This window comes from Morganella morganii H1r (assembly GCF_000633515.1).
Lineage (GTDB): Bacteria > Pseudomonadota > Gammaproteobacteria > Enterobacterales > Enterobacteriaceae > Morganella > Morganella morganii_B.
Genome location: NZ_AYMP01000048.1, coordinates 13850 through 32756 on the forward strand (window position 1 = coordinate 13850; position 18907 = coordinate 32756).

Annotated in this window: 14 protein-coding genes, 1 tRNA gene and 1 pseudogene; 7 read left to right on the forward strand and 9 right to left on the reverse strand. The window is 43.7% G+C overall.

The genetic code is table 11. The features are described 5' to 3' along the window. Nucleotides 1–237: 237 nt before the first annotated feature. Nucleotides 238–1440 carry an NAD(P)/FAD-dependent oxidoreductase gene (locus U868_RS0120385; RefSeq protein WP_025154891.1) on the reverse strand — a complete coding sequence of 401 codons (1203 nt, stop codon included), beginning with the start codon at nucleotides 1438–1440 and terminating at the stop codon, nucleotides 238–240. 253 nt (nucleotides 1441–1693) lie between these two features. On the opposite strand from U868_RS0120385, the gene pitA reads away from it, so the two are divergent. Next, nucleotides 1694–3184: an inorganic phosphate transporter PitA gene (pitA, locus tag U868_RS0120390; protein ID WP_025154892.1), complete on the forward strand. Its 1491-nt coding sequence runs from the start codon at nucleotides 1694–1696 to the stop codon at nucleotides 3182–3184. A gap of 73 nt (nucleotides 3185–3257) precedes the next feature. On the opposite strand, the gene uspB is transcribed toward pitA, so the two are convergent. After that, nucleotides 3258–3593, reverse strand: coding sequence for a universal stress protein UspB (gene uspB / locus U868_RS0120395; RefSeq protein WP_025154893.1), 336 nt, complete (start codon nucleotides 3591–3593; stop codon nucleotides 3258–3260). A gap of 348 nt (nucleotides 3594–3941) precedes the next feature. Between uspB and uspA the strand changes: the two genes are divergently transcribed. Next, nucleotides 3942–4379, forward strand: a complete 438-nt coding sequence (uspA, locus tag U868_RS0120400; RefSeq protein ID WP_004904570.1) for a universal stress protein UspA — start codon at nucleotides 3942–3944, stop codon at nucleotides 4377–4379. Between the two features lie 367 nt (nucleotides 4380–4746). Further along, the gene (gene gdhA, locus U868_RS0120410) at nucleotides 4747–6087 is read left to right on the forward strand and encodes an NADP-specific glutamate dehydrogenase (RefSeq protein ID WP_025154894.1); all 1341 of its coding nucleotides are present in this window, start codon (nucleotides 4747–4749) and stop codon (nucleotides 6085–6087) included. Nucleotides 6088–6210: 123 nt separating this feature from the next. Here the strand turns inward: gdhA and rsmJ are convergent, their stop codons facing one another. Both rsmJ and prlC read right to left on the reverse strand, forming a co-directional pair. Beyond that, the gene (gene rsmJ / locus U868_RS0120415; protein WP_025154895.1) at nucleotides 6211–6969 is read right to left on the reverse strand and encodes a 16S rRNA (guanine(1516)-N(2))-methyltransferase RsmJ; all 759 of its coding nucleotides are present in this window, start codon (nucleotides 6967–6969) and stop codon (nucleotides 6211–6213) included. A 3-nt stretch (nucleotides 6970–6972) separates the two neighbouring features. Next, entirely contained in the window at nucleotides 6973–9021 is a 2049-nt protein-coding gene (prlC, locus tag U868_RS0120420) for an oligopeptidase A (RefSeq protein WP_025154896.1), read from the reverse strand. Between the two features lie 241 nt (nucleotides 9022–9262). Here prlC and U868_RS0120425 point away from each other — a divergent pair. Together U868_RS0120425 and U868_RS0120430 are read left to right on the forward strand one after the other, a co-directional pair. Further along, nucleotides 9263–9357 (forward strand) — tRNA-Sec (locus tag U868_RS0120425). Nucleotides 9358–9520: 163 nt separating this feature from the next. Continuing rightward, the gene (locus U868_RS0120430; RefSeq protein ID WP_025154897.1) at nucleotides 9521–10726 is read left to right on the forward strand and encodes a tyrosine-type recombinase/integrase; all 1206 of its coding nucleotides are present in this window, start codon (nucleotides 9521–9523) and stop codon (nucleotides 10724–10726) included. Between the two features lie 43 nt (nucleotides 10727–10769). Here U868_RS0120430 and U868_RS0120435 read toward each other — a convergent pair whose 3' ends face one another. Continuing rightward, complete coding sequence (locus tag U868_RS0120435; protein ID WP_025154898.1) at nucleotides 10770–12284, reverse strand: RNA-directed DNA polymerase; 1515 nt, start codon at nucleotides 12282–12284, stop codon at nucleotides 10770–10772. 285 nt (nucleotides 12285–12569) lie between these two features. After that, complete coding sequence (locus U868_RS0120445) at nucleotides 12570–13442, reverse strand: WYL domain-containing protein (RefSeq protein ID WP_025154900.1); 873 nt, start codon at nucleotides 13440–13442, stop codon at nucleotides 12570–12572. Nucleotides 13443–13549: 107 nt separating this feature from the next. Here U868_RS0120445 and U868_RS25765 point away from each other — a divergent pair, with 107 nt between their 5' ends. Then, on the forward strand, nucleotides 13550–13720 hold the full coding sequence (locus U868_RS25765) for a hypothetical protein (protein WP_205275540.1): 171 nt from the start codon (nucleotides 13550–13552) through the stop codon (nucleotides 13718–13720). A 165-nt stretch (nucleotides 13721–13885) separates the two neighbouring features. After that, nucleotides 13886–14026, forward strand: coding sequence for a hypothetical protein (locus tag U868_RS25770; protein WP_205275542.1), 141 nt, complete (start codon nucleotides 13886–13888; stop codon nucleotides 14024–14026). 302 nt (nucleotides 14027–14328) lie between these two features. On the opposite strand, the gene U868_RS0120455 is transcribed toward U868_RS25770, so the two are convergent. The 3 genes and pseudogenes from U868_RS0120455 to U868_RS23800 form a co-directional block, all read right to left on the reverse strand. Continuing rightward, nucleotides 14329–16908, reverse strand: a complete 2580-nt coding sequence (locus tag U868_RS0120455; protein WP_025154901.1) for a DEAD/DEAH box helicase — start codon at nucleotides 16906–16908, stop codon at nucleotides 14329–14331. A 1-nt stretch (nucleotide 16909) separates the two neighbouring features. Then, nucleotides 16910–17854: a HamA C-terminal domain-containing protein gene (locus U868_RS0120460; RefSeq protein ID WP_025154902.1), complete on the reverse strand. Its 945-nt coding sequence runs from the start codon at nucleotides 17852–17854 to the stop codon at nucleotides 16910–16912. A gap of 313 nt (nucleotides 17855–18167) precedes the next feature. Further along, nucleotides 18168–18763 (reverse strand): annotated as a pseudogene (locus U868_RS23800) (hypothetical protein). Nucleotides 18764–18907: the final 144 nt, after the last annotated feature.

The window sequence follows — 18907 nt, forward strand, 5'->3', positions numbered from 1 at the left end:
AAAAAAGCCAGCACTGGGCTGGCTAAATAAACACTGGAAGCAATGTGAGCAATGTCGTTCTTTCATCTGAACCCTGAAGGTGGTCATCTGAAAGTGATTTGATGATAATAGTTCTCAGTATCATTTGTAAAGCACTTTTTGCTCAATATTTCATATAATCACTGATGTTTTCTGTTAACTCACTGATACGGTGATTTATTTTAATAAAATTAAATAATTCCATAGGGTTATCAGGGATTAGACATCCGGCGAAAACGGCAGAGCCTGCGCACATGCCCATGCTGAACTCCACGCCCACTGGAAGTTATAACCACCGAGCCAGCCGGTGACATCGGTCACTTCGCCGATAAAATAAAGTCCCGGCACATCGCGGGCTTCCATGGTTTTGGAGGAGAGCGCCTGTGTATCCACGCCACCGAGTGTGACTTCAGCGGTCCGGTAACCTTCTGTGCCGTTCGGCTGCACCTGCCAGTTTTGTAACTTCTCCGTGATTTCCTGCTGTGCGGCTTTGGATAACTGGTTCAGCGCAGTATCCGGCAGGTCACCGGTTGCCTGTAAACACTCCACCAGCCGTTTTGGTAACAGCTTCGCCAGTGCATTACGCAGGCTCAGATTCGGGTGTTTTTCCCGCTGCACGGTGAAGAATTCCGCCAGATCGGTGCCCGGAAGTAAGTTAATACTCACATACTCACCGGGGTGCCAGTAGCTCGAGATTTGCAGAACTGCAGGGCCGGACAGGCCGCGATGGGTAAATAAGATATTTTCCGCAAAGCGGGTGCCGTCCCGGGCGGTTACGGTAGCAGGTACTGCCACGCCGGACAGCGTCTGTAAGGCTTCCAGCAGCGGTTTATGCAGCGTGAAAGGAACCAGCGCGGCGCGGGTCGGCAATACCGGCAGGCCAAACTGCTCCGCGAGGCGGTAACCCAGCGGTGTCGCACCCAGCCCCGGCATCGATAATCCGCCGCTGGCCACTACAAGTGAGTGAGCGCTCACAACCTTTCCGTTTACGGTCACACAGAAATCATCGCCCTGTTTTTGTACCTCCGTCACCTCACTGCGCAGGCGGATAACCACATTTCCCTGCTCACACTCCGCCAGCAGGAGATCAACTATCTGTTGTGCGGAATCATCACAGAAAAGCTGGCCGAGCGTTTTTTCGTGATAGGCAATCTGATATTTCTGCACCAGGGCAATAAAATCCCACTGTGTGTAACGGGCGAGCGCTGACTTACAAAAATGCGGGTTTTTACTCAGATACGCCGCCGGTTCGGTATACAGATTGGTAAAATTACAACGCCCGCCGCCGGACATCAGAATTTTCCGTCCGGCTTTTTTGCCGTTATCCAGCACCAGTACACGCAGCCCGCGCTGCCCTGCCTGTGCGGCGCAAAACAGTCCGGCGGCACCCGCGCCGATTACAATCGCGTCAAACTTTTCCAAAATAGTGTTCTCTGTGTCTTAAAATGTGGAGAAATTCCGATAAATGTCTTAAATTTGTCATAATGATTAAATAAGGCCAAAAATTTATTCTTTTCAAAAAAGGAGTCTAATCCGATGATATACAAGGACTAATAATTTCTTAAGCTGATTTGATAAAGGTATCAAATCAAAAAAAGGCCATATTTCACTTCCCCGGGACGCATTTGTCGCTGATAATGCGCCGCGTTCATGTCCAACAACTGGCTTAACGTCTATGCTACATCTATTTACAGGCCTGGAATTTCACACCGGCCTTTTGTTAGTACTGGCACTGATCTTTGTGCTGTTTTACGAAGCCATCAACGGCTTCCATGATACCGCAAACGCGGTAGCAACTGTTATCTATACCCGAGCAATGCGCGCACAGCTTGCTGTCGTCATGGCGGGTGTGTTTAACTTCCTCGGGGTACTGCTCGGCGGTCTGAGCGTGGCGTATGCGATTGTGCATCTTCTGCCCACGGACTTACTGCTGAATGTCAGTTCGGCCCATGGTCTTGCCATGGTCTTTTCCCTGCTTCTCGCCGCTATCATCTGGAACCTGGGCACCTGGTACTTCGGTATCCCGGCCTCAAGTTCTCATACCCTGATCGGTGCCATTATCGGGATCGGCCTGACCAACGCAATTGTGACCAACAGTTCCGTGGTTGATGCGCTGAATATTCCGAAAATGATCAGCATTTTCCTTTCTCTGATTCTGTCACCGCTGGTCGGCCTGGTGATCGCCGGATTAATGATCTGGTTCCTGCGCCGCTACTGGAGCGGCACGAAGAAACGCCGCCGTATCCACTTAACACCGGCAGAACGTGAGAAAAAAGACGGCAAACGCAAACCGCCATTCTGGACACGTACCGCCCTTATCCTTTCCGCAGTCGGCGTCAGCTTCTCACACGGCGCAAACGACGGGCAGAAAGGTATCGGTCTGATTATGCTGGTTCTGATTGGTGTCGCCCCTGCCGGCTTTATGGTGAATATGAATTCCAGTGATTACGAAATCGCCCGTACGCGCGATGCCGTGGTCAACCTGGAGCAGTATTACACCACGCATAAGGATGCACTGGCACACGCCATTGAGCTGACACCGGCACTGAACACGGAGAATACCGTTCTCAATGAACAGTTCCACTGTGACAGCTCGCGTACCGGTATCGTACTGAGACAGGCTCAGGATCTGCTCGGTAATATTCATACCTATGATGATTTATTACCGGAACAGCGCAGCCATATGCGCCGTCTGCTGATGTGTATTTCGGATACCGCCGCAGAAGTGGCGAAATTACCGGAAACCAAGCCGGAAGATGCGCGTTTCCTGAAACGTCTGTCCAATGACCTGCTGAATACCGTTGAGTATGCCCCTATCTGGATCATCATTTCTGTCGCGCTGGCGCTCTCTCTGGGTACCATGTTCGGCTGGAAACGTGTTGCAGTGACTATCGGTGAGAAAATCGGTAAGAAAGGCATGACATACGCCCAGGGCGTGTCTGCGCAGGTCACCGCGGCTGTCTCCATTGGTGTGGCAAGTTATACCGGGATGCCGGTGTCCACCACCCAGGTGCTCTCCTCTGCGGTGGCAGGTACGATGATTGTTGACGGTGGTGGTGTTCAGACCAAAACCATCAAAAACATCATGCTGGCCTGGATCCTGACACTGCCGGTATCCATTATCCTGTCCGGCACACTCTACTGGATCTCCCTGCAGATTATCTGACAGCGGGTTGCCATCCTCTGAAACTGAAAAGCCTGACACGTGTGTCAGGCTTTTTTTTGCATCCGGTTACCGCTTACGGCCAGATAATCATCATCAGCAAAGAGGCAATCACAATCCCGCATATCGCACTGATCATGGTGAACTGACGGCGGATACGTCCGCAGCGTAAAATCACTTCAGGATCATGATGAGTGAGATATTCCCGCTGATTGATATAGCGGATAAGGCGCAGCTGTTTCTGCCACTGGGTGTGGTCAGTAAACGCATTATTGCCGCCGACAGCATGGTACAGCAGCGGGTCGCTGTCACGCAGGACGAAGAGTAATGCCCGGGTGGATGAATAAAACCGGATCATGTTAATCAGACAAAGAAAACATAACGCCCAGAACAGTGTAAGTATACTGAACATAATCCACTCCTTAGACTATCTGCGGAGAAGGAACCGGTGATATCAGTGTCTATCACATCATACTGACAGTATTTTATGTATTCAGTATGGACAATGCTGTGAAGTTCCACAAACTCTCGCATTCTTTCACGATAATCTTCTGAAAATATCCGTTTTGCCACACTCCGCCTTGTGAGAAGTGCGCAGACTGGTATATCTTATAAATCAGATATTCTCTGCTGCTGATAAAAGCATTGAGTTGTGATCAGCATTACACTCTTTAATGATATTAAGCAGTTATAGTATTCATAAAGGATAGCGGCGCAAGCCCTGCCAACCCCTTAACCTTTTGAACGGAAGGAGTTTCTTATGGCATATAAACATATTCTGGTCGCAGTCGATCTTTCGCCTGAAAGTGAAGTGCTGGTAAGCAAAGCAGTTTCTATGGCAAAACCTTACAACGCCAAAGTTTCTCTGATCCACGTTGATGTCAATTACTCTGACTTATACACCGGACTTATCGATGTAAACCTGGGTGATATGCAGCAGCGTATTACTGAAGAAACCAGTAATTCACTGAAAAACCTGGCAAAGAACTCCGGTTATGAGATTCAGGAAATGCTCAGCGGCAGCGGTGATCTCGGCCAGGTATTAGTCGATGCCATCAGAAAATATGATATGGATCTGGTTGTCTGCGGACACCACCAGGATTTCTGGAGCAAACTGATGTCTTCCGCCCGCCAGCTGATTAACACCGTTCATGTCGATATGTTAATTGTTCCGCTGCGGGATGATGATAACGCATAATCCTCTGCTGAAAAATTATTCATATAAAATGCCTGCTTATGCAGGCATTTTATTTGGCTGAAAATGCGGCTGCCGGATCCGCCAAAAAGGCCGTCAACGAATTTTTTTTGTTATATATGAAAAAAACAGCTTGAAAACAGGATATAAACAAGAGATAAATTCAAGTGGTAAATGCAAACACATCTCACATTATTAGAAAAATAAAACAAAAATGTCCGGGATACCTCACAAAGTAACGTAACCCGATATCATTTGTGTCACAGATATGACGTACGCGAAAATGTTCCGGAGAACCTGCCCCGGGAGATGAGTGCGGCCTGCATAACTATTGCATGAATGAGAAGGGCATGACAGACAGGAAATCAACATGAGTAACTTTATCTCTTTGGAAACGTTTCTGGAAAATGTTCAGCGCCGTGACCCGTCACAGCCGGAATTCCTCCAGGCGGTGCGCGAAGTTTTCTCCACACTATGGCCATTCCTTGAAAAAAATTCGCAGTACCGCGATCAGAACCTGCTCGCCCGCTTTGTTGAGCCGGAGCGTGTGATTCAGTTCCGCGTGACCTGGGTTGATGATCAGGGTCAGGTGCAGGTAAACCGCGCATGGCGTGTGCAGTTCAGCTCCGCTATCGGCCCGTTCAAAGGCGGCATGCGCTTCCATCCGTCCGTAAACCTCTCCATCCTCAAATTCCTCGGCTTTGAGCAGACACTGAAAAATGCCCTGACCACACTGCCGATGGGCGGCGGGAAAGGCGGCTCTGACTTTGATCCGAAAGGCAAAAGCCAGGGCGAAGTGATGCGTTTCTGCCAGGCGCTGATGACCGAGCTGTACCGCCATCTGGGCGCAGATACGGATGTCCCTGCGGGTGATATCGGTGTCGGCGGCCGTGAAGTCGGCTACATGGCGGGGATGATGAAAAAATTGTCCAATAACACCGCCTGTGTGTTTACCGGCAAAGGCCTCTCCTTCGGCGGCAGTCTGATCCGTCCGGAAGCCACCGGTTACGGGCTGGTTTACTTCACTCAGGCCATGCTGGAACGTCACGGAATGAGCTTCGACGGTATGCGTGTTGCGGTTTCCGGCTCCGGTAACGTGGCGCAGTACACCATCGAAAAATGCCTGTCACTGGGTGCGAAAGTGGTCACCGCATCTGACTCCTCCGGTACCGTGGTTGACGAAGATGGCTTCACCGCCGAAAAACTGGCGCGTCTGACTGAAATTAAAGACCGTTACGGCCGTGTGGAAGAGTATGCGAAAGAGTTCGGCCTGGTGTATCTGAAAGATCAGACCCCGTGGGCTGTTCCGGTGGATATCGCTCTGCCGTGCGCCACTCAGAATGAACTGGATCTGGCAGATGCGGAAGTGCTGATCAAAAACGGCGTTAAAGCGGTGGCGGAAGGCGCAAACATGCCGACCACTATCCCGGCAACCGATGCCTTCCTGGCGGCAAATGTCCTGTTTGCACCGGGCAAAGCCGCGAATGCGGGCGGTGTGGCAACATCCGGCCTGGAAATGTCACAGAACTCTGTCCGTCTCGGCTGGAAACGTGAAGTGGTGGATGAGCGTCTGCATCACATCATGCTGGATATCCACAATGCATGCGTTGAGTACGGCAGTGAGGAAAAACAGACCAACTATGTGCAGGGTGCGAATATCGCCGGCTTCGTGAAAGTCGCTGATGCCATGCTGGCGCAGGGTGTGCTGTAAGTCTGTAAACTGTTACTGAAAAACGTCACAGTGCCGAAGGGGGTATGACAAGCGGGAAGTCTCACTTGTTGCCCCTTCGCGAAACGGGAACTGCCCTGTCCCCTTTTCAGATATTATTCAGTGTTATCCCTTTGCTTTCACGCAGGGATAAATATCAAAACGATGATTTTTGGTTTCAATCGCTGCTGCGGCTTTCTGCCCGGCTAACGGCTCCGCATAATCCGGACGTTTCACCACCACACGGCGGGTTGCCAGCGCCAGCGCAGGCGCCAGCAGACGATCGGCATCCTCATCCGCGCCCACCAGCGACTGAAACACCCGCATTTCTTTCTTCACCAGCGCGCTTTTCTGCCGGTGCGGATACATCGGGTCGAGATAGACCACGTCCGGCGGTGGTGTGATGTCCGCCAGTGCCTCAATCCCGGACGCATGGATAAGGATCATCCTCTCCTGCATCCATTCCCCTATTTCACTGTCCCGGTAAGCCCGCTGCAAACCATCATCCAGCAGTGCCGCAACGACCGGATGACGCTCAATCATCCGCACATGACAGCCCAGCGAGGCCAGCACAAAAGCATCACGCCCGAGACCGGCTGTCGCGTCCACCACTGACGGCAGATAGGATTTTTTTATCCCGGCAGCCTTTGCCACCGCTTCACCGCGTCCGCCACCGAAACGGCGGCGGTGAGCCATCGTTCCCCCGGCAAAATCCACACGGATCCCGCCGAGTTTCGGTTCATCACACTTGCGCAGCTCCAGCCCTTCCGCCGTCAGCACCAGCGCCATCGGCGCGGTATCATCATGCTCCAGGCCCCACCGCGCCGCCAATACATCAAGGGCGCAGCTGTCTGCGCCCTGTTCACACTGTAAACGAATCTTCACGTATTACCCGTTGATTCCGTAGCCTTTTAACATCGCATCCAGTTCCGGCTTACGGCCGCGGAAGCGCTCAAACAGGACCATCGGCTCTTCCGAGCCACCCCGGCTGAGAATATTATCCAGGAAGGACTGACCGGTGACCGGGTTGAAGATACCTTCCTCGCTGAAGCGGGAGAATGCATCCGCCGCCAGCACATCGGCCCACAGATAGCTGTAGTAACCGGCTGCATAACCACCGGCAAAGATATGACTGAACGCATGCGGGAAGCGGTTCCACGGCGCGGCAGGCACCACAGAGACTTTCTCTTTCACAGACAGTAAGGTCGGCATGACCTGCGCGCCGGTTGCCGGGTCATATTCCGCATGCAGGCGGAAATCAAACAGCCCGAACTCCAGCTGACGCAGAATAAACATCGCAGACTGATAATTTTTCGCTGCCAGCATATTGTCGAGCAGTGACTGCGGCAGCGGCTCGCCGGTTTCATAATGACCGGAGATAAAGGCCAGTGCCTCAGGCTCCCAGCACCAGTTTTCCATAAACTGGCTCGGCAGTTCGACCGCATCCCACGGCACACCATTGATGCCGGAAACATCCGCCACATCAATCTGTGTCAGCATATGATGCAGGCCGTGTCCGAACTCATGGAACAGAGTCAGCACTTCATCATGGGTAAACAGCGCCGGTTTACCGCCGACCGGTTTGTTAAAGTTACAGGTCAGATACGCAACCGGTTTTTGCAGGGAATTATCTTTGTGGCGCATACGGCCGATGCAGTCATCCATCCACGCCCCGCCGCGTTTATGCTCACGGGCATACAGATCCAGATAGAAGCTGCCGCGTAACTCACCGTTCTTATCAAATAAATCAAAGAAACGAACATCCGGATGCCAGGTTTCCACCCCGAAACGCTCTTTGGCGGTGATCCCGTAGATCCGGCGGATCACTTCAAACAACCCGCTGATCGCTTTTTCTTCCGGGAAGTACGGACGCAGCTGCTCATCACTGACCGAGAACAGATGCTGTTTTTGCTTATCCGCAAAATAGGCCATATCCCACGGCTCGAGTTTATCAACGCCGTAATGTTCTTTGGCAAACGCTGCCAGCTGAGCCACTTCCTGCTCACCCTGATGATGGGCGCGCTCCGCCAGGTCATTCAGGAAATCCAGCACCTGCTGCGGGTTTTCCGCCATTTTGGTGGCGAGGGATTTTTCCGCGTAGTTTTTAAAGCCGAGTAACTGTGCCAGTTCATGACGCAGCGCTAAAATCTCCGCCATCACACTGCTGTTATCCCACTTACCACCGTTCGGTCCCAGCTCGGAAGCACGGGTGCCGTAGGCTTCGCTCATTTCTTTGCGCAGCTCGCGGTTATCAGCGTAAGTCATTACCGGCAGATAGCTCGGCATATCCAGGGTAAACAGCCAGCCTTTCTCACCTTTGGACTCCGCCAGTGCCTGTGCAGCCGCAACCGCACTCTCCGGCAGACCGGCCAGCATGCTTTCATCGGTAATCAGTTTGCTCCAGCCCATGGTGGCATCCAGCACATTATTGCCGAACAACGACCCCAGCTCAGACAGACGGGCTGAAATCTCGCCGTAGCGTTTTTGTTTCTCCGGTGACAGACCAATACCGGATAACTCAAAATCACGCAGTGAATTTTCCACGGATTTACGCTGTGCCTGAGACAGTGACGCAAACGCCGGGCTGTTTTTCAGTGATTTATAGGCGTTATACAGCCCTTCATGCTGCCCCATCCAGGTGCTGAATTCAGACAGCAGCGGCAGACACTGCTCATAAGCTTCGCGCAGTTCAGGGCTGTTTTTGACAGAATTCAGATGACCAACCGGCGACCAGACACGGGATAATTTATCCCCGGCTTCCGCCAGCGGGACACACACATTTTCCCATGTAAAATCAGGTGCATGACTCACCACCTGCTCTACCGTCTGACGATAATTATCCAGCGTTTCTTTCACCGCAGGCACAATACATTCCGGATTGATGGCAGAAAATGCCGGTAACTGATTCTGGGTCGGGGTAAGCAAAGGGTTCATCATAAACCATCCTGTTGGCTGCTGGTGCACGTCCGCCACGGCGCACATACACATGAAAAATGAAAATCGAAACTCTCTATAAGATGGGGATACACCGCGGCAAGTTCAATGATTTTTAGTGTTATTATGCTGATTAAAAATCATTCCCGTAAAAAATCGCATGATACTGATGTACCTCAAAGGAAAAAACACAAGAGAACTTTTGAATCCCTGCCGGAAAGCGTATACTGTGCAACCTCAAAACGGAAGATCATCGTCCCCGGTGGGGCGGCCGGACTTCAAATCCGGTTGGGGCCGCCAGCGGTCCCGGGCAGGTTCGACTCCTGTGATCTTCCGCCACTCAAGTTCAATACAACTCCACAAAGCTCAACTAATCCCTTATAATACCAGCTATTAATACATTCCTCAGTCTCCTGAGGTCAACTTAGGTCAATCCCAATCAATCTGTTTGTTGGGGCTTATATGGGGGCTTGAAAAAATAGGTGAAAATTAGGAGCCCCCAATGACGTTAACAGCGCGTCAAATCGAAGCAGCAAAGCCTAAGGAGAAACCATATCGATTGTTTGATGGTAATGGTCTCTACCTTGAAGTTACAGTTAAAGGTTCGCGCTATTGGCGAATGAAATATCGTTTTATGGGGAAAGAGAAGAAGCTCTCTTTTGGGACTTACCCAACAGTCACTCTTGCTGAAGCTCGCGAAATGAGAAATCAAGCCAGAAAAGTATTAGCTGCTGGTGATGACCCGAGCCAAATCAAAAAAGAAGAGAAGGCGATTCAAAAGCTCAGTACAGGGAATACGTTTGAAGCTATTGCCCGTGAATGGCATAAGTCTAAAGCAGATCGCTGGTCACTACGTTATCGTGATGAAATTATCGATACCTTTGAAAAAGATATCTTTCCTTATATAGGTAAACGCCCGATAGCTGAAATTAAGCCCCTAGAGCTGCTGGAAACCCTGCGAAAAATGGAAAAGCGCGGAGCTTTAGAAAAGATGCGCAAAGTCCGCCAGCGTTGTGGTGAGGTCTATAGATACGCAATCATTACGGGGAGAGCTGAATATAACCCTGCACCGGATCTGGCTTCAGCGCTTACCCCTCCGAAGAAACAACATTTCCCATTCTTAACCGCTGAAGAACTACCTTATTTTCTGAAGGATTTAGCAGGGTATACAGGCAGCGTGATCACCAAAACGGCAACTAAAATTATTCTGCTGACAGCGGTTCGGACGCAAGAACTCCGCTTTGCTCGTTGGCAGGATATTGATTTAGAAAAAGGCATCTGGGAGATCCCTGCTGAAGTGATGAAAATGAAACGCCCACATGTTGTGCCGTTATCAAAACAGGTGATAGAGTTATTTAATTCACTTAAGCCACTATCAGGGCATTATGAGCTAGTCTTTATAGGCCGTAACGACCATAGGAAGCCGATCAGCAAGGAAAGCATTAATCAGGTTATTGAGCTGTTGGGGTATAAAGGAAGGCTGACAGGACATGGCTTTCGCCATGCGATGAGCACGATTTTGCATGAGAAGGGATATAATTCCGCATGGATTGAAACCCAGCTCGCACATATCGACAAAAACGCGATCCGTGGCACGTATAATCACGCTCAGTATATGGATGGGCGCAGGGAAATGATGCAGTGGTATGCAGATTACATGGATGAGTTGGAAGGGAGTTTGGATAATGTGGTGAGTGTGAATTTTTAATGCTAAATAGCCATCTTTATGTCTATATGTAAGGATGGCTATTTTAAGCTGTATCTATAATCCATTTAATAATCCATCTATCTAATTCTTCTGGAGTATTTTTTTCTATATTTCTAAGCCAGTTATCACGCTCATCTTTTGGAAGTATCCTTGTTGACCTTAATATAGCGCGTTTTCCTTTTTCACCAACATAAAATACTTTATTTTTATTATCCCTTACCCATGAAACATTTTTTGAGGTTATAGCAGCTAAGGATTGATGCTCGACAAAATCGCTCAGAGTTATAAATTTTCGTATTTCTGGAAACTGAAGTAGGATTTCGTTTCCAGAGAAAAACCACTCTACCCAGTATCGAACCAAACTTTGATTTATAGATGCAGCAGATATTATAGAAATGAATTTTGTTCGATTTTGTTTTATCCATTTACTATTTGACAAGGCCTTAAAATAAAGAATGACATCATTTATGACTGGTGAAAAAAAATCAAAATTTTCAAAAATTATATTGGCAATAAATTCAATACGATTTACTTTAGCTTTTCTAATCAATGCCCTTGCGAGGCCTAGATCAATAACATCTCGTTTTAAAAGTTGTTCTGCGATATGCGTGAGATGCCCCTCTAAATCAGGCTTCTCTCCGATAACTACCTCCTCATATTCAATCGTTCCAGAGTATGGATTAAATATTTCAAGAGTTTCGAATATTTCAACCTTCTCCATTTCATATTGATTATGAAGCACACTTTCAACATATTTTTCTGTTTCTTGTATAAAAGTTTTGTCTGATGCCAGTGTAAGTCTATGATTTTCATGTAAATATAATGTGGTTTTTTCGAGTATTTTTTCAAGTTCCTCTCTGGAATCAGAAAATATTCTTATATCATCTACATATCTGGTATGCTCCACTCCAAAATTTGTAATATACTCATCTATATCTATTAACACAGCCTCTGACATTATTATGCTGGCTGCTGGGCCAACGGGGACTCCTTTAGATGCTTTATCATTTAAGGATGATATAAACCGTTCGGTATCATCTGCAATATCTTTTAAATCTGAATCAGCACGTTCAATTGCATTATTAAGTCTGTGCAAATAAATTTGATTATAAAAATCAGTTATATCGGTTACTAGTATGTACTGATATCGATCTGATAGATTTTCGATCATGTCAGTAAATATCTTGAAGCCGGAGTTCTTCTCAAAAAACACACCTTCATCAACAGTAAATCTATATGAACATGCAATACGTTTATTTGCTCTAACTTGTTCAATTTTCTCGGCTATTAGGTATGCCAATGCAGTATAAATTATTGTATCTAGAGGCTCGAGTTGATGGACTATTCTATAGCTTCCCGAGGGTTTTTTGGACGCCATTGTTAATGGATGTTTAGTTCTAAGTTTCCCAACGTTACTCCCTAATAAGTACTTCTTAACATCATCCCAACAATGCCAAATGGCTTCGAATTCAAAACCTTTTGGAAAAAAATCTGAATCGTAATAATATTCAATATGCTTTTTAGCAAATTCGATGGAATGTTCTGTAAGTTTACTCATAGTTTATAGATGCTTATAATCCTGATTGCGTAGAGAGGTTAACATTTACGATATTTAATATAAAGAACACTAGCTTGGTTTTTGACAAGTTACAATGTTAGCGAAAATATGGAAAAAGTTATCTGTTTTTTTGCAATACCAGCTAGCACTTCATAATAGAATATTTGTAAACAAAATGTTTATCATTGACGTAATACTGCCCGTCAGAATGAATTTTTTTAGCTCCAGCTTGAAGATAAAATTAATCAATAATGACCTTTGGGATATCCCCAAAGGTCATTATCATTAGTTATTTTTTCCTGGGAAAAAACCGTCAATATTATCTAGTATGTCGGAATTACGAAGATGTAATTGATAAAGAGAATCACTCATATGTGCATCTTTCGAGCAATCGACATTCCAACGTTGTAGCCAGTATTGAGCTAGTGAAGCCCTCACCTGAACTTTTTTTATCCCACTAATCATCTCGAAGTCATCCTCAATAGTTTTCTTATTAGCTATTTTTCCATCCATTGGGTGAGCTTCTAATTCAAGAGTAATAAATGTATTCCATTTCTTGTCTTGCTTTTGTGATGCTTCATCAGGTGCTTGACCGTTTTCTGTCTCAATGTCACCTATTCGATTGAGCGCTAAATCAATAAACTTTTCTTTTTCAAAATCATAACATCTTGTATATGTCTTAATACCGCTATCAAACATCGAATGAGGAGCAATCTCTTTCACTGAATGTCCATTTTTAAGAGATTGATAATTAATAATAATAGCTCGTTTATTAAGGATTGATCTTGAGATAGCTGCTAATACGTTAATCTTCGGGTGTTGTAAGCGTGGAATTGCTTCTATTCCGACATTTTCATATCCCATAGCCATAGCTTCTTGTTTATTTCTTAGCCGAGACAATGCTGTTTCAACAGGAACATCGTACTCTGGACTAAATGTATCAAGATTTATTTCATATCTTTTTACGCTATGGTTAAGGTGAAGGTTTTTTTCTGCCATATCTCTATATTTACGGATATCTCTAGTAGCAGCGGCTTCTTGAATACTAAATTTTTCTGTTAATTCAGTACGTGATAACCAACCCTTGAACATCAAAAGCCACTCTATATACCAGAGTCGGTCTATAACATTCTGATTTCTTATGGATTTTTTTTCCATTTTAAATGCCCTATTTTTAATGTTGGTTAATGCTTGATCTGATACTCAAGATCTGTAATCATGAGTACTAGTTTAGCATAATAAAACAACAAAGGAGAATAAGATCTATGGCAACAAATAAACCTTATGGTGATAACCGAAGGATTGGTGCAGTCAAGGATCGCTCGCAGTTCCAAACACCTTCAGGGCTATGGGCGAAAAGGGATTCAAAAACAGGGCAAATAATGGATGTAAAACAGGACGGCACGCCATTTAAAGGGGTAACAAAAGAAAAGTAGTCAGATGGGTTTAGTTAAAACCCATCTGTACAAATCAGGAAGTGAGTGGCACTTAAGGTCAGAGTTAAGTGCTTATAGAAAGCAAGCCACAAGATTTGCTGGTAATAACAGTACAACTTTCTGTTAAAAAATCAACATTCTTGTGGCAAAAATGGAAGATCAGCCATGAATAAAGCTAGTACAGATGAACAAGAGTATATCTTTAGACCTTACATTACAGTTAAGGGTAAAAGAATTACTCGCCCAAATGGTGGGATGTTTAAGATCCCGGTTAAAGATAAAAAATCTGAAATTGTAGAGGGATAGACTATGTCAGATAAAATATCAACAAGCTGTCCACGTTGCTATAAAGCAGCGTATGGAACTATGGGAATTGAGTTTTATTTTGGATTTCGTATGCTCAGAGGACAAAAAAAGCCTCAGTCACATTGTCGAGCTTGTCGGATTGAGGAACTGAGGTTGTCTCGACAAATGGCTGCTTAAAATTAAATATCAATGGTGAATTTGAACAATTCCTAATTCACCATTTTTGATTATTTCTACAGTTAGTTTAAATTATGTTATAGTCTTAGATATAACTAAAATCATATAAGCTACCCCATAAACAATTATAATTTAACACCATTAACAATAGAGTAAATTTCTAATTTTACCAATGCAGGTAAATCATCAAGTAAACTACTATTCTCAACAATCCATTGTATGCAAGATAACTCATCAAAATTGTCTTTTGTTATATATTCAGATATCATAACAGCCGATGTTCTTGAAAAACCTAAACTAATTAGAGATATTTGTGTCTTTATGCTTACTCCAAGCTCTAAAAAGACACCTACTTCATCAATATACTCAATAAGGTCTGCCCGCCCTTCAGTAACATAAAAATTTTTTAATAAATCATTGTAACAAGAAAGTAGTTTAGGTGCTTGGTACCTAGCAACTCGTTCTACATCTTCCATAACATTTCTAATAACGGATGGTTCCTTATATTCTTTTTTTTTCTTTTTAAGGTAAGTTATTCTTTCAGAAATCAATCTTGCAAGTGGATATCCTCTCATCCAATTAATAACTAAAAGGGCAAGTACAAACGCGCCTTTAGAGTTATACCCTAATTCGATACTCATCGTATCAGATATTCGTGTAAATGCTGCAATGTATGAGGATAGCGCATTATCACTTGATGGATCAGCTAAGAGTAAATTTTCTAAGTTATTTTTATCGCAGTCGTTAAACCTGTTCCATAAATTTTGCATTAGTATTGGGCTGATACCTGGATTGCGGGATACAACCTCAAGGGGAAAGCTCAAAGCATTCAATACTTCAGTAATTTTATCATTCAATACATCTATATTGTCTAAGTTATATTTTTCAATATAAGGGTTGTATACTAATCCATCGTGAAGGTAATGAGAGATACATAAATAACTAAATAATCCCTGCAATTTAGGATTAAATCGTGTCATTCCATAGTGATTGGGTGAATCAATATACTCAAAAATAGAGTCGATTTCGTCATGTAATGAATCAGTTGCACGAATTATCTTAATATTTTTTTTACTAATTGGAGGTGTGCCATTCCATATTTTTTCATTATTAGTGTCGATACAAATTACATTTCCTTGAAACTCCTTTCCCCAACGCCCAGCTCGACCCGCCAAGTTCCAAAAATCATCTTCAGCCATAGGTTTTCCACTACCTTTTTTAGGCCCACGGATAAAAATATTTTTACAGGCTAGATTTACACCTTCTACCAGTGTAGAAGTACAGACCAAATACTTTATTTTACCTTTACTAAATAATCGCTCCACTTCAGTTTTGATTATCAATGGCATATTGCCGTAATGGAACGCAACTCCATTTTTTAAAGTGAAATTAAGAGCAAACCTTTCATGAATAACTTTATTACTTAGCTCAATTAAATTTAAAACATCCTCATCCTTAGAAGATTCATTTAAACCATCTGCAATTTGCTTAGCTATTTTTTCTGCATCAGCAGCACCATTCACATAAACAACATTCCCAGATGTATGTTTTCCTAAAGCCAATGCAATAAAGGATAATCTTTTACTGTCTGAGGATGGTGTGTTTTCTAAATCAAAATCACCAATAAATTCTTGTTTCCCCCTAAAGAAAAAATACATTTTCCATTTTTTAGGAGTATTAGGCCTTTGTTCTACCCAAATTAGATTCTGATTAACTGTTACATAGCTACTTTTTATTACACTGGTTTTTCCTTTATAAGGCGCATCTGATAATAATAGTTCCGGATTAGATGTAAAGGGACTAGCAAAAATCACTTTAATCTGTCTATTTCTTGCACAGGTCATTTCCAAGACATATTGCAAAAATATACCACGAAGTGAATCGCCTATTTTATGTGCTTCATCTATTATTAATAGGTCAACTATCAAACTTTCATTTAGAGAGTTATTAAATATATTCAACCTTTCTTGGGTGAATATAAAAATATTTGTCTTTGTACTGTTATAAGAGGTTTTAAGAGGCAATGTCTGTATATTTATAACTCCAGTTCTGTATGGATCAAGTCGTGTTACAATTGATTCAAATACCTCACTTATCAGCGCTCTAGTTGGTACTAAATAAACGATCAAACTTCTATCTTTTTTAGAAATATAGTCTTCTACCCAAGATTCTAAGATAAAAGTTTTACCAACTGATGTTGGCGCAGAAATACTAACCCACTCATACTGTTGTGCGCTCTCCCAAAACTCAGATTGAAATTTATTTGCATAAATAGATTTATCATTTCCAATTTCTATCGTATGCTCAATTTTTCTTTTTGTAATTTCTAGCTGGCCAGCAATAGGTAGCCTCTTCTCAAAATCCTTACTCAGAAATCCTTTTGTTATAGCAAGCTCTACAGCAGTATTATTTGCTAATGTATCTAAAATTAATGCTGAGCTATCTTTCCTTTGCTCGCTATTTGAGTTAATCAAACAATATTGCGATATTCTCAAGGCTGCATCTTGACAAAGTTCATCATTTGATTGAGATAAAATACTACCGCAAGTAAGTAAATAGCCTATATCCAAACTTGAAGTGCTTTTATCATAAAATGCTTTGACCGACGGAAATTGATTAACTACAGATTCAATAGTTAGTGCTTTTAGTTTATTGATAAAACCTTGATTATTAGCTAACCAGTAGGGGAGTTCTTTCATACTCATATTATTCACCATTCAGAGAGGCAATCAATGCCTTTCTAAAACTATCAACTGAAGGGAATGGAATTAAAAATACATGCAATGATATTCCATGAATATTTTCTTCAACTATCCTTTTTTTTATACTATCTCTCCATGTATCAATCTTGTCGCTAAAAGACTCAACTAATCCATTAATAGTCAATTTATTTGGCTCAGTTGGATAATCATCAATATCAAAACCTACTAGACAAATACCACGATACTCTAGCTTATTAAAATCAGGTTCATCAGGGTCTAAAAATTTTTTTAATGCAATTTCTAGATCAGGATTATCAATATTCATAAAATCACTGAGTAACTGAATATCTCTCTCCTCTGCACTTCCATTTCCAAAAGAACTAGTAATCAACGGGGATATACTTTTCATACATTTATATATTGCTTGTGTTAAATCAGAATATAGTTTTGATTCCCCCCAATATAAGCATAGTTTTTGGCTTTGCAGATCAACACCTAAATGTACTCCATCAGCACCATGATAATGCATTTCAGTATTGGTTTTAAGGTTCATCTTACAAATAATCTGAGGAAGTTTTAAGAATTTTTCCGCGAATAAAAAAAGGATTAACTCCCCTCCTTCACCACTATTCGAAATACTGGTAAACAACCCCATTGCCTGCATAAATAACTTGGTAATTTTAAGAGTTGAACCTGTTTCTTGTTGATATTTTATAGCCTCGTTTATCTTTTTACGTGGAATAGCATAGTCAATAACTTTTCCCACAAGATATTGAATAAGGGCACTGACTTTTGGACGTCCATTTCCATCCAAATTTATACAATGAAAATGGCAAGTTGCAGAAGTTCCCTCAATCAGGTAATCAGATTTAATTTCTTGAAAATAACTATAAATCGTATCACCGTCATCCCTTACCAGCTTTTCCAGCGCAGTTTGTAAAGCATCCATAACGTATCCTAAGCAGCAGTCTTAATCTTTTCTTAAAAGATAACTCTTATTGCTTTTTTATGAAATAGGCAGACCTCTGGTTTTGAGCTCATATACCAAGGCGCTTTTCTCTCTTGAGGTTGCAATAATTTTCGTCATATGAAGTTACAGGTGAACAATATCCATGTGAATAGCATGGGTAATGTTCACTGTAATACCTGAAAGATATCGCCTAATTTGCTATAGTAGTCTAGCTTTGGGATTGCCAGATATAATTTTGCTTTATCATTTTCAGGAAGCTTTCTGCTACACTATTAATTTCCGACATCTGTGCTTAAGTCAAAGTATTTTGAAGAACGCCAGTGCTTCCAAACAACACATAATCATCCATGATCCTCTCCAGCCCCCAGTTCTCCATTTGCCTGCCAATTAGCCATTCCACCAGCTGTTCTTCAGTTTTCATCTTCAGAGCATTCAGCCAAGCGTCTAACGGAAAACCCAGCATTAAATCATACCAGCACAGCCACATCAGTTTGGGACGCAGCTCAGGGTTATTGAACTGGTTAAACAGGCTAATCAGTTTGTTGACAAACGAACGTTGTCCAAGCCGCATGCATTCACTGAGTAAAATGCCCTCCAGCATCGGGTGGTAACGCAGTAGGCGGTTATCGACCTCTAGGCTCACATCCATATCAGATTGTACCGATAATGCCTCAGGGAACGTTTTACCGTGTATTAAGATAGGCATACAGGAACGACAGCGGGGGTGCTGCCGTTATCAGGAAAGCGTATATCAGCCACCATAAGCTGGTGGCTATTCTTGATGAGGGGGTGGCACATTCCCTGATAAACCGCGAGTTTAGTAAAGCCATCCAACCAATGTTGGTAATGGCGTAGTAATACCTCATGGCGGGCATGATACTTTTTCATAGTTGAATTTCCGATGTGATTTAGATGTTGCGGTTTGTACGGGAAGGGTAGTGATATGATGACTAAGCTCTGGATTTGGCAATGCGCTCCTGCAACCAGTGTTCAATCTCACTCTTCAACCAGCGTGTAGTGGTCAACTAAAAT

Coding starts and splice junctions, on each gene's coding strand:
- pitA (WP_025154892.1), top strand. CDS start 1,694: ATGCTACATCTATTTACAGGCCTGGAATTTCACACCGGCCTTTTGTTA.
- uspB (WP_025154893.1), bottom strand. CDS start 3,593: ATGTTCAGTATACTTACACTGTTCTGGGCGTTATGTTTTCTTTGTCTG.
- uspA (WP_004904570.1), top strand. CDS start 3,942: ATGGCATATAAACATATTCTGGTCGCAGTCGATCTTTCGCCTGAAAGT.
- gdhA (WP_025154894.1), top strand. CDS start 4,747: ATGAGTAACTTTATCTCTTTGGAAACGTTTCTGGAAAATGTTCAGCGC.
- prlC (WP_025154896.1), bottom strand. CDS start 9,021: ATGATGAACCCTTTGCTTACCCCGACCCAGAATCAGTTACCGGCATTT.
- U868_RS0120430 (WP_025154897.1), top strand. CDS start 9,521: ATGACGTTAACAGCGCGTCAAATCGAAGCAGCAAAGCCTAAGGAGAAA.
- U868_RS0120435 (WP_025154898.1), bottom strand. CDS start 12,284: ATGAGTAAACTTACAGAACATTCCATCGAATTTGCTAAAAAGCATATT.
- U868_RS0120445 (WP_025154900.1), bottom strand. CDS start 13,442: ATGGAAAAAAAATCCATAAGAAATCAGAATGTTATAGACCGACTCTGG.
- U868_RS25765 (WP_205275540.1), top strand. CDS start 13,550: ATGGCAACAAATAAACCTTATGGTGATAACCGAAGGATTGGTGCAGTC.
- U868_RS25770 (WP_205275542.1), top strand. CDS start 13,886: ATGAATAAAGCTAGTACAGATGAACAAGAGTATATCTTTAGACCTTAC.
- U868_RS0120455 (WP_025154901.1), bottom strand. CDS start 16,908: ATGAGTATGAAAGAACTCCCCTACTGGTTAGCTAATAATCAAGGTTTT.
- U868_RS0120460 (WP_025154902.1), bottom strand. CDS start 17,854: ATGGATGCTTTACAAACTGCGCTGGAAAAGCTGGTAAGGGATGACGGT.